A 10567-nucleotide genomic window follows, 5' to 3' on the forward strand; every position below is an offset into this window, starting at 1 on the left:
ACCCGGAGCGGGGGCGGGCCGGTCGGTGGATCCGGGCGGGATCCCGCTGGGCGAGGCATGAACGGGGAGCGGCGGGGCAGACGGGGGGCGTCCCGGTCGACCGGCCGGGACGCCCGCCCACAGGGAGGTTGTTCTCCATGACGCTGATCTGGGCGCTCGTCGTCGGACTCGTCGTCGGTCTGCTCGCCAAGCTGGTACTTCCGGGCCGTCAGCCCGTCCCGCTCTGGCTGACGGTGCTGCTGGGGCTGGTGGGCGCACTCATCGGCAACGTGGTCGCCTCCGCGCTCGGGGTGCGGCACACGAACGGGGTCGACTGGATACGCCACCTGCTCCAGGTCGCCGCCGCCGCCGTGCTGATCTCCGCGGTCACCCCGGCCTACCTGGGCCGACGGCACTGACAGTACGGACGGGCACCGCGTAGCCAGCTGCACCCGGAGGGGCGCGGACCGAGCCGGTCCGCGCCCCTCCGGCGGTCGGGACGGTTCACCGCCCCCGGTGGGCGGTGATCAGGTCGGCGTAGCGCCGGCCGCTGGTCTTGACCGTCCGGCGCTGGGTGGCGTAGTCGACGTGGACGAGGCCGAAGCGCTTGTCGTAGCCGTACGCCCACTCGAAGTTGTCCAGCAGCGACCAGGCGAAGTACCCGGCCAGCGGGGCGCCCTGGGCGGCCGCGCGGGCGCAGGCGCCCAGGTGCTGCTCCAGGTAGGCGGTGCGCTCGGGGTCGTGGACGGTGCCGTCGGGGGCGACGGTGTCGCGGTAGGCGGAGCCGTTCTCGGTGACGTAGATCCGTCGGGCGCCGTACTCGTGGGTGAGGCGCAGCAGCAGCTCCTCCAGCCCGGGGGCGTGCACCTCCCACGGCATGGCCGTGCGCTCGGGGTTCGGGCCGGGCAGCTGGCGGAAGTGCGGGGCGGGGCCGGTCGGGTCGTCGGCGACGATCTGGCGGAAGTAGTAGTTCAGGCCGAGCCAGTCGAGCGGCGCCCCGATGAGGTCGAGGTCGCCGTCGCGCACGGGCAGGTCGACGCCGTAGACCTCCAGCATGTCCTTGGGGTAGCCGCGCCCGAGCACGGGGTCGAGCCACCAGCGGTTGATGTGGCCGTCGGCGCGGACGGCGGCGGCCCGGTCGGCCTCGGAGTCGGAGGCGGGCGTCACCGGGCTCAGGTTGTTGACGATGCCGATCCGGGCGCCCGCGACGCTCTCGCGCAGCACCTGGACGGCCAGGCCGTGGGCGAGGTGCAAGTGGTAGGAGGCGCGGACGGCGGCGCCGAGGTCGGTCAGGCCGGGGGCCATCACCCCGTCCAGGTGGCCGATCCAGGCCGAGCAGAGCGGCTCGTTGAGGGTGGCCCAGTCGGTGACCCGGTCGCCGAGCCGGGCGGCGACGACGGCGGTGTACTCGGCGAAGCGTTCGGCGGTCTCGCGGACGGGCCAGCCGCCGCGGTCCTGCTGCGCCTGCGGGAGGTCCCAGTGGTAGAGCGTCGGGAAGGGCGTGATGCCGGCGGCCAGCAGGGCGTCCACGAGGCGGTCGTAGAAGTCGAGGCCGGCCGGGTTGACCCGGTCGTCGGCCCGCGGCACCACCCGGGGCCAGGCGATCGAGAACCGGTAGGCGTCGAGGCCGAGCCGCTTCATCAGCGTGACGTCCTCGGGCCAGCGCCGGTAGTGGTCGCAGGCGGTGTCGCCGGTGTCACCGCCGGCCACCTTGCCGGGGGTGTGCGAGAAGGTGTCCCAGATGGAGGGCGCGCGGCCGTCGGCGTCCACCGCCCCCTCGATCTGGTAGGCGGCGGTGGCCGCGCCCCAGAGGAAGTCGTCGGGGAGGGCGCTGAGGTCGTTCACGGCGGGCCTTTCGATGGGTGCGGTCGGGGAGGGGGTCACTTGACGGCTCCCGCGGTGAGCCCGGCGACCAGGTAGCGCTGGAGCAGCAGGAAGCCGGCGACCACGGGCACGCTGACCACCAGCGAGGCGGCCATCACCTGGTTCCAGTACACGTCGCTGAGGGTGGCGTAGCCCCGGAGGCCGACCGCCAGGGTGCGGGTCTCGTCGTTGGTGAGCACGGAGGCGAAGAGCACCTCGCCCCAGGCGGTCATGAAGGCGTACACCGCGACCGCGACGATGCCGGGCACCGCCGCCGGGACGATGATCCGCAGCAGCGCCTGGAGCGGTCCGCAGCCGTCGACCAGGGCGGCCTCGTCGAGATCGCGGGGGATGGAGTCGAAGTAGCCGACCAGCATCCAGATCGAGAACGGCAGCGAGAAGGTCAGGTAGGTGAGGATCAGGCCGCCCCGGCTGCCGTACAGCGCCACGCCGGTGGCGTTGCCGACGTTGACGAAGATCAGGAACAGCGGCAGCAGGAACAGGATGCCGGGGAACATCTGGGTGGAGAGCACCGTGACGGTGAACATCCGGCGGCCGCGGAAGCGGTAGCGGCTCACCGCGTAGGCGGCCAGGATCGCGACCAGGACCGAGAGCACGGTGGCGCCCCCGGCCACGATCAGCGAGTTGAGCAGGTAGCGCCCGAGCGGGATGGTGTGCCAGATGTCCAGGTAGGGCCGGAGGGTGACGGTGCTGGGGATCCACCGGAACGGACCCTGGACGTCCTGCAACGGCTTCAGCGAACTGCTGAGCATCACCAGGACGGGTGCGGCGGCGAAGAGGCCGAGCGCGGTCAGGACGACCACGCGCAGCCGGCGGAAGGACGCGGGCGGGTCGATCATTGCGCATCCCTTCGGCGCGAGGTGAGCAGCAGGTAGCCGGAGGTCACCAGCAGCAGGAAGAGCAGCAGGAGCACGGACATCGCGGAGCCGGCGCCGAAGTTCCAGGTGACGAAGGAGGACTGGTAGATGTGGACGGAGATCAGGTCCGCGGCCTCCGGGGCGGACCGGCCGAAGAGGATGTACGGCGTGTTGAAGTCGTTGAACGTCCAGAGGAACAGCACCAGCACCAGGACCAGGTTGACCGGGCGCAGCGAGGGCAGGGTGATCCGGCGGATCTGCTGCCAGACGCCGGCGCCGTCCAGCGCGGACGCCTCGTACAGCTCGCGCGGGATGTTCTGCAGGCCCGCGGTGAGGGTGAGGAAGGCGAACGGCCAGCTGCGCCAGACCGAGACGGTGACCAGGGCGGTGAAGCTGTTGTCGCCGAGCAGCCAGAACGGCTTCTCGTCGACGAGGTGGAGCTGGTCGTGGAGCAGGTGGTTGATCAGGCCGGTGTCCCGTTGGAACATGAACGACCAGGTGATCACGGCCGCGTAGACCGGCAGCGCGTACGGGAGCAGGAACAGGGCGCGCAGCAGGCCGCGGCCGCGGAAGGTGTCCTGCATCATGACCGCGGCGACGGTGCCGAGCAGCCAGGAGAGGCCGACGGCGAGGACGGTGAAGGCGCAGGTGACCCAGAAGGAGTGCAGCAGGGCCCGGCCGACGGGGGCGTGGAAGTCCACCGCCATCCGGTAGTTGGCGAGGCCGGCCCAGGGGGCGGCGGTCCAGTCGCGGAGGAAGAACTGGGTGAGCTGTTTGAAGCTCATCACGATGCCGACCACCATCGGCACCAGGTGGATGAGCAGTTCGAGGACGAGGGCGGGGAGCAGCAGCAGGTAGGGCAGCGTGCCGCGACGGGGGGAGAGGCGCTTGCGGATCACCTCAGTTGGCCGGCATCTGCTGCTGGGCCTTGGTGAGTTCGGACTTGACGGACTCGTCGGTCGGGGCCTTGCCGGCGGCGGCCGCGGCGAGCAGGTTCTTCACGGCGGTGCCGACCAGGGTCTCGAACTGGCTCTCGTTCGCGACCTGCGGGAGGGGCTCGGCGCTGGTGGCGAGGACGTCGGTGAGGGCCTTCAGCTCGGGGGTGGCGAAGGCCGGGTCGGCCTGGGCGTCCTTGACCGGCGGGATCGAGCCGTACGTCCGGTTGAGCTGGGTCTGCTCCTCGGCGCCGGTCATGAACGAGACGAAGGAGAGGGCGCCCGCGGTGTTCCTGGTGTTCTTGAAGACGGCCAGGTTGATGCCGGCGACCATCGAGGTCGTGGCGCGGTCGCCGGTGGCGCCGGCCGGGGCGGGCACGGGGGCGACGCCGTAGTCCTCGGGGTTCATGCCGTGCGACTTCAGGTTGACGCCGGCGGCCTGCCACATCAGCATCGCGGCCTTGCCGGTGGCGAAGTCGGTGACGGACTGGTTGTTGGCGTACTCGGCGTTGCCGGGGGCGGCGATCTTCTCGGTGCCGAGCAGGCCGACGTAGCTCTTGACGGAGGCGACGGCGCCCGGGCTGTCGAAGGCGGGCTTGCCGGCGGCGTCGAAGAAGTCGGTGCCCTGCTGCTTGGCGAGGACGAAGGCGTGGTGGACGTTCTCGGAGACGTTGCCGCCCTCCAGGGCGAGGCCGTAGCGGCCGCCGGTGGTGAGCTTCTTCCCGTCGGCGACCAGGTCCTCCCAGGTGGCGGGGGGCTTGTCGATGCCGGCCTCGGCGAAGAGCTTCTTGTTGTAGTACAGGCCGTAGGCCATCGAGTAGAGCGGGACGGCGGCCGGGTCCTGGCCGGGCGCGCCGGCCGAGGCGAGGGCGGCGGGCAGGAAGCGCTCCTTGCCGCCGATCTTCGCGAGGGTGGCCGCGTCGAACGGGAGCAGCGCGCCGGTGGCCTGGAGCGAGGCGGACCAGGTGTTGCCGATGTTCAGCACGTCGGGGCCCTGGCCGGAGCTGGTGGCGGCGAGGATCCGGTTGAGCAGGTCGGCCCAGGGGATGACCTCCAGCTTCACCTTGATCCCGGTCCGCTGCTCGAACTTCTTCAGTTCCGGCTCCAGGACCTGGCGGTCGTTCTCCAGACTGGTGCCCTGGTTGGAGGCCCAGTAGGTGAGCGTGCCGGGGCTGCTGTCGTCTCCGCCGGACGCGGAACCGCCGCCGCAGGCGGTGGCGGTGAGGACCAGGGTGGCGACCAGGGCGGTGGCCGCAGCGGCTCGGCTGATGGGCATGACCGATTGCCCCTCTCGGGCGGGGTGGGCGGACTTCGGGTTGAAGTGCCGTGATGTGCGGCTTACTTCAGGCCGTGATTTAACGTGTGAGAAAAGCTTCCGTCAAGGGTTCGGACAGCGATAGATTCGGATCAGGAGGGAGATGCCATGACCGTGCGAGGCAAGAAGACGGTGCGTGACCTGCGCAGAGGCAGTCGGTCGGCGCTGCTGCGGCGGCTGTACTTCGACGGGCCGCTCAGCCGGCAGGAGCTGGGCGCGGTCACCGCGCTCAGCGCCGGTTCGATCAGCAATGTGACCGGCGAGCTGCTCGCCGACGGGCTGATCGAGGAGTGCGGCTCGGTGGAGTCGGACGGCGGCCGGCCGCGGATCCTGCTCCAGGTCGCCGCCGGACGGGGCCGGCTGGTCGGCGTGGACGTCGGGGAGACCCAGGTCAGGGTCGCCCTGTTCGACCTGGCCCGGACCGAGCTGGCCGCCAGTGACCGGCCGCTCTCCGACTGCGGCCACGACGTGGACCACGTGGTGGAGCTGATCCTGGCCGGACTGGCCGAGGTGCTGGAGCGCACCGGCACCGACCCGGCCACCGTGCTCGGCGTCGGCATCGGCGTCCCGGGCATCGTCGACCAGGGCGACCCGGCCTCCGACGGCCTCGGGATCGTCGTGCACAGCCAGACCGTCGGGTGGGACGCCGTCCCGCTCGGACGGCTGCTGCGGGCCGGTACCGACCTGCCGCTGTTCGTCGACAACGGCGCCAAGACGCTCGGCCAGGCCGAGATGTGGTTCGGCGCGGGGCGCGGCGTCCGGCACGCGGTGATCGCCCTGTTCGGCTCCGGGGTCGGGGCCTGCGTGATCGCCGACGGGGTCCGCTTCCGCGGGGCCACCAGCAGCGCGGGGGAGTGGGGCCACACCAAGGTCCATGTCGGCGGCCGGCGCTGCCGGTGCGGCGCGCGGGGCTGCCTGGAGGCGTACGTCGGGGCCGAGGCGCTGGTGGAGCGGTGGGGCGCGGCGCCGCCCGGCGACGGTGAGAAGGCGGGGCTGGCCGCGCTGCTGGCGGCCGCCGAGGCGCGCGAGCCGGCGGCCGTCGCGCTGCTGGCCGAGGCGGCGGAGTACCTCGGCGCGGCCATCGCGGACCTGGTCAACCTGTTCAACCCGGAGCGGATCGTGATCGGCGGCTGGGCGGGTCTGCTGCTGGGTCCGCGGCTGCTGCCCGCGATCCGCGCGGCGGCCACCGAGTACGCGCTGCGCTTCCCCCGCGAGCAGACCTCGATCGTGCTCGGGACGCTGGGGCCGGAGGCGGTCACGGTCGGCGCGGCGACACTGCCGCTGACCGACTTCCTGGACTCCGGGGGAGAGTTCCCGCGGCGGGCCGAACCGTCGGCGCGGGAGCTGCGGGCCGGCTCCGCCTGACCTGGCCCTCTGGGCCGATTCGTTGCCGCACAAGCTAGTTCACGGTGTGAGGAAAGTCGGCGCGAAGGGTTGACACCCCCGATCGGCAGACCGGAGACTCCCGGTCGGGGGCGCTGCCCGAGCCCGGACGGCGGGTCGGCGGCGCTCTGTCGGGCCCCTGGCGACCGGCCGCTCCGGCGGCTCGCGCTGCCCGGGTACGGCCACCGCCGGGCCCGGTCACCGCCGAGTCCGGTCACCACCGGGCCGGGCGGACCGACCGCCGACCGCCGACCGCCGACCGCCGACCGCCGACCGCCGACCGCCGAGCCGCCCTGTCGTTCCCCACCACCCGGTACCTGCGCCGCACCGGGTGCGGGCAGCGGCGCGCCCCCGCACACCCCACCCACCCCCACCCGCAGGAGAAGCCCATGAGGCTCGCTTCAGCACGCCCCCGCAGGGCCCCGGCCGCACTGGTCGGCCTGGCCCTGCTCTCGGGCGCCGTCCTGGCGCTGCCCGCGCCGGCCGCCCGTGCCGTCGACGCCGCCGACGCCCTGATCTCCCAGGGCCGGGCGGTCACCGCCTCGTCCACCGAGAACGGCGCGACCCCGGCCGCCTACGCCGTGGACGGTTCCACCGGCACCCGTTGGTCCTCGGCCGCGAGCGACCAGCAGTGGCTCCAGGTCGACCTCGGGGCCACCGCCGCGATCACCAAGGTGGTGCTCACCTGGGAGGCCGCGTACGGGCGTTCGTACCAGATCCAGACCTCGGACGACGGGTCGAGCTGGCGGACGGCCTACGCCACCACCACCGGCGCGGGCGGTACCGAGACGCTGGCCGTCTCCGGCACTGGCCGCTACGTCCGGATGAACGGCCTGGCCCGGGGCACCGGATACGGCTACTCGCTCTGGGAGTTCCAGGTCAACACCACCGACGGGCCCACCGTGCCGCCGGTGCAGGGCGGCGGCGACCTGGGCCCCAACGTCCTGGTCTTCGACCCCGCCACGCCCGGCATCCAGGCCAAGGTCGACGCGGTCTTCGCCCAGCAGGAGTCCAACCAGTTCGGCAGCGAGCGCTACGCGCTGTTCTTCAAGCCGGGCACCTACAGCAACCTCAACGCCCAACTCGGCTTCTACACCTCGATCGCCGGCCTCGGCCTGAAGCCGGACGACACCACCATCAACGGCGATGTCACCGTGGACGCCGGCTGGTTCAACGGCAACGCCACGCAGAACTTCTGGCGCTCCGCCGAGAACCTCGCGCTCAACCCGGTGAACGGCACCGACCGCTGGGCCGTCGCCCAGGCCGCTCCGTTCCGCCGGATGCACGTCAAGGGCGGCCTCAACCTGTCTCCCGACGGCTACGGTTGGGCCAGCGGCGGCTACATCGCGGACAGCCGGATCGACGGCTCCGTGGGCAACTACTCGCAGCAGCAGTGGTACACCCGGGACAGCGCCATCGGCGGATTCTCCAACGGCGTCTGGAACCAGGTGTTCTCCGGCGTCCAGGGCGCACCGGCGCAGGGCTTCCCCAACCCGCCCTACACCACCCTCGACAGCACGCCGGTCTCCCGGGAGAAGCCGTTCCTCTACCTGGACGGCAACGACTACAAGGTGTTCGTCCCGGCCAAGCGGAACGATGCCCGCGGCGTCTCCTGGGACGGTACCCCGCAGGGCGGTTCGCGACCGCTCAGCCAGTTCTACGTGGTCAAGCCGGGAGCCACCGCGGCGACCATCAATGCCGCGCTGGCCCAGGGGCTCGACCTGCTCTTCACCCCCGGCGTCTACCACGTCGACCGGCCGATCGAGGTCAACCGGCCCGACACCGTGGTGCTCGGCCTCGGTCTGGCCACCGTCGTCCCGGACAACGGGGTGACGGCGATCAAGGTGGCCGACGTCGACGGTGTGCGGCTGGCCGGCCTGCTGGTGGACGCCGGACCGGTCAACTCGCCCGTCCTCGTCCAGATCGGTCAGGACGGCGCGGCCGCCGACCACGCGGCCGACCCGACCACCCTGCAGGACGTGTTCATCCGGGTCGGCGGCGCCGGACCGGGCCTCGCGACCGCCGGCATCGTGGTCAACAGCGACGACGTGATCGTCGACCACACCTGGATCTGGCGCGCCGACCACGGCGCCGGTGTCGGCTGGACCACCAACCCCGCCGACTACGGCCTGCTGGTGCGCGGGGACGACGTGCTCGCCACCGGCCTGTTCGTGGAGCACTTCAAGAAGTACGACGTCGAGTGGTCCGGGGAGCGCGGCCGGACGATCTTCTTCCAGAACGAGAAGGCGTACGACGCGCCGAACCAGGCCGCCGTGCAGAACGGCGCCACCAAGGGCTTCGCCGCCTACAAGGTCGACGACGGCGTGACCACCCACGAGGGGTGGGGGCTCGGCAGCTACTGCTACTTCAACGTGGACCCGACGATCCGGATCGACCACGGTTTCGAGGCGCCGGTGCGGCCCGGGGTCAGGTTCCACGACCTGTCGGTGGTCTCGCTGGGCGGCAACGGCCAGTACGAGCACGTGATCAACGGCACCGGCGGCGCGACCTCCGGCACCGGGACCACCCCGTCCACCGTGGTCGCCTACCCCTGACGCGGGGCGCGCGGGGGGCTTGGTGCGGGAGCCCTGGGCTCTGGGAGTGAGCCCCCCGCGCGTGCGGCTCCCCGAGGCCGCCCGCAGGACGATCGCCGCCCCGGTCACGCTCCCGCGAGCGTGGCCGGGGCGGGCCCGTCGGGCCGGACGGTGATGCCGTAGGCGGCGCCGGCGGGGGTGCTGAGGAAGCGCGGGGTGTACTCCAGCAGGAGTTCGAGCAGGGCGGTGGTCTCCCGCAGGGCGAACTGGGTGCCGAGGCAGGCCCGGGCGCCGAGCCCGAAGGGGTAGTAGGCGCCCAGGTGGGCGGGCTTGCGGCCGGGGGAGGTGAACCGGTCGGGGTCGAACCGCTCGGGGTCGGGCCACCACCGCGGGTCGCGGTGGGTCAGATAGGGGCAGACCAGCAGGTCCGTGCCGGCCTCGATCCGGTGGCCCGCCAGGGTGTCGGCCTCCGGCGCGTGCCGGGGCAGGATCCAGGCGGACGGGTAGAGCCGCAGCGTCTCGTGGACCAGGGCCTGCACCGCTTCGCGTCGCTCGGCCGAGCCCTCGGGGCCGGCCGCCAGGGCCCGGGTGCGGGCCTCGGGGTTGGCGTCCAGCAGGAGGAAGAGCCAGGTCAGCGTGGTGGCGGTGGTCTCGTGCCCGGCGACCAGCAGGGTCACCAGCTCGTCCCGGATCAGCCGGTCGGTGTACTCGGGGTGTTCGTCGGCGGCGTCGGTCAGCACCCGCAGCAGGCCGTCCCCCGCCGGGTCGCGGCGGGCGGCGTCGATCGCGGCGTGCGCGACGGCGTCGATCCGGGCCAGGTCGTCGGCGACCGCGTCCCGGGCGTCCGTACCGTCCGCGGGCAGCGTCGGCAACGCGGCCACCACCCGCGCCACCGCGGCCAGTTCGCGGTCCGTCCGGTCGTCCAGCGGGCGGCCGGTCAGGGCGCGCCAGATGGTGTCGAGGGCGAAGTGCCGCATCTCCTCGGCGATGTCCAGCTGCTCGCCGGTGCGGGCGTACCCGGCCCAGCGGTCGGCGGCGCGGCGGGCCGCCTCGGCGATCCGCTGCTCGTAGCGGCGCATCCCCGGTCCGGTGAACTGCGACTGCAGCAGCCGCCGTTGGCGCTTCCAGGCCTCCCCGGTGGCGGAGAGGACGCCCTCGCCCGCCAGCATCCGGGCCCGGTGGGAGCGCTTGACGTAGCGGTCCGGGTGGCGCCCGAGCACGTGCTGGACGGCGTCCGGGTCGGTGACCAGGACGGTGGGGTGCGGCCCGAGCCGGAACGCCGCGACGCCGCCGAGCCGTTGCCGCGCCACGGTGAGCAGCTCGACCAGTTCGGACCGCTCGGCCCGCCACTGGGCGACGGCCTCGGCCGGCAGCTCCGGGACGGGCCGGGCCGCCCCGTCGGCGGTCGGTGGGACGGGGGCGGGATGGGCTTCGGTGGCCACGGTGTTTCTCCTCTGCCGGCGCGGTCGACTGCGGGTCGGGCGCGGACCGCGCGCCCTGCCCGGCTGACTGTACGTCAGCGCACGACCACCGTGGGCCGATCCGCGGGAGCGGCCGGGCGGCCCGGCCGCCCGGCGTGGAACGTGTCGCGGGCCCCCGGCGCCCCCCCCGGGGCCCCCGCCCCGGCGGGGGGGCCGGGCCCGCGGGGGGCCACGCCCCCCCGGGCGGGCCCCCGCCCCG

8 protein-coding genes are annotated in these 10567 nt (G+C 73.2%); 3 read left to right on the top strand and 5 right to left on the bottom strand.

The genetic code is table 11. The features are described from left to right. Positions 1–137: 137 nt before the first annotated feature. Positions 138–398: a GlsB/YeaQ/YmgE family stress response membrane protein gene (locus tag ACFXHB_RS15685; RefSeq protein WP_380574717.1), complete on the top strand. Its 261-nt coding sequence runs from the start codon at positions 138–140 to the stop codon at positions 396–398. An 85-nt stretch (positions 399–483) separates the two neighbouring features. Here ACFXHB_RS15685 and ACFXHB_RS15690 read toward each other — a convergent pair whose 3' ends face one another. The 4 genes from ACFXHB_RS15690 to ACFXHB_RS15705 are packed head-to-tail and all read right to left on the bottom strand — an operon-like array spanning position 484 to position 4931. Then, positions 484–1824, bottom strand: a complete 1341-nt coding sequence (locus ACFXHB_RS15690; protein ID WP_380574718.1) for a GH1 family beta-glucosidase — start codon at positions 1822–1824, stop codon at positions 484–486. A 35-nt stretch (positions 1825–1859) separates the two neighbouring features. Continuing rightward, complete coding sequence (locus tag ACFXHB_RS15695) at positions 1860–2702, bottom strand: carbohydrate ABC transporter permease (RefSeq protein ID WP_380574720.1); 843 nt, start codon at positions 2700–2702, stop codon at positions 1860–1862. After that, entirely contained in the window at positions 2699–3619 is a 921-nt protein-coding gene (locus tag ACFXHB_RS15700; RefSeq protein ID WP_380574721.1) for a carbohydrate ABC transporter permease, read from the bottom strand. The genes ACFXHB_RS15695 and ACFXHB_RS15700 overlap by 4 nt, the downstream gene beginning before the upstream one ends. A gap of 1 nt (position 3620) precedes the next feature. After that, positions 3621–4931, bottom strand: coding sequence for an ABC transporter substrate-binding protein (locus tag ACFXHB_RS15705; RefSeq protein ID WP_380574722.1), 1311 nt, complete (start codon positions 4929–4931; stop codon positions 3621–3623). 147 nt (positions 4932–5078) lie between these two features. On the opposite strand from ACFXHB_RS15705, the gene ACFXHB_RS15710 reads away from it, so the two are divergent. Continuing rightward, positions 5079–6335, top strand: coding sequence for an ROK family protein (locus tag ACFXHB_RS15710; RefSeq protein ID WP_380574723.1), 1257 nt, complete (start codon positions 5079–5081; stop codon positions 6333–6335). Positions 6336–6742: 407 nt separating this feature from the next. Then, positions 6743–8908: a discoidin domain-containing protein gene (locus ACFXHB_RS15715; RefSeq protein WP_380574724.1), complete on the top strand. Its 2166-nt coding sequence runs from the start codon at positions 6743–6745 to the stop codon at positions 8906–8908. A gap of 104 nt (positions 8909–9012) precedes the next feature. Here the strand turns inward: ACFXHB_RS15715 and ACFXHB_RS15720 are convergent, their stop codons facing one another. Beyond that, a complete protein-coding gene (locus ACFXHB_RS15720) occupies positions 9013–10329 on the bottom strand; it encodes a cytochrome P450 (RefSeq protein ID WP_380574726.1) in 1317 nt (438 codons plus the stop codon). Between the last annotated feature and the right edge of the window lie 238 nt (positions 10330–10567).

This window comes from Kitasatospora sp. NPDC059327 (assembly GCF_042752535.1).
GTDB lineage: Bacteria > Actinomycetota > Actinomycetes > Streptomycetales > Streptomycetaceae > Kitasatospora.

Coding starts and splice junctions, on each gene's coding strand:
- ACFXHB_RS15715 (WP_380574724.1), top strand. CDS start 6,743: ATGAGGCTCGCTTCAGCACGCCCCCGCAGGGCCCCGGCCGCACTGGTC.
- ACFXHB_RS15685 (WP_380574717.1), top strand. CDS start 138: ATGACGCTGATCTGGGCGCTCGTCGTCGGACTCGTCGTCGGTCTGCTC.
- ACFXHB_RS15695 (WP_380574720.1), bottom strand. CDS start 2,702: ATGATCGACCCGCCCGCGTCCTTCCGCCGGCTGCGCGTGGTCGTCCTG.
- ACFXHB_RS15710 (WP_380574723.1), top strand. CDS start 5,079: ATGACCGTGCGAGGCAAGAAGACGGTGCGTGACCTGCGCAGAGGCAGT.
- ACFXHB_RS15705 (WP_380574722.1), bottom strand. CDS start 4,931: ATGCCCATCAGCCGAGCCGCTGCGGCCACCGCCCTGGTCGCCACCCTG.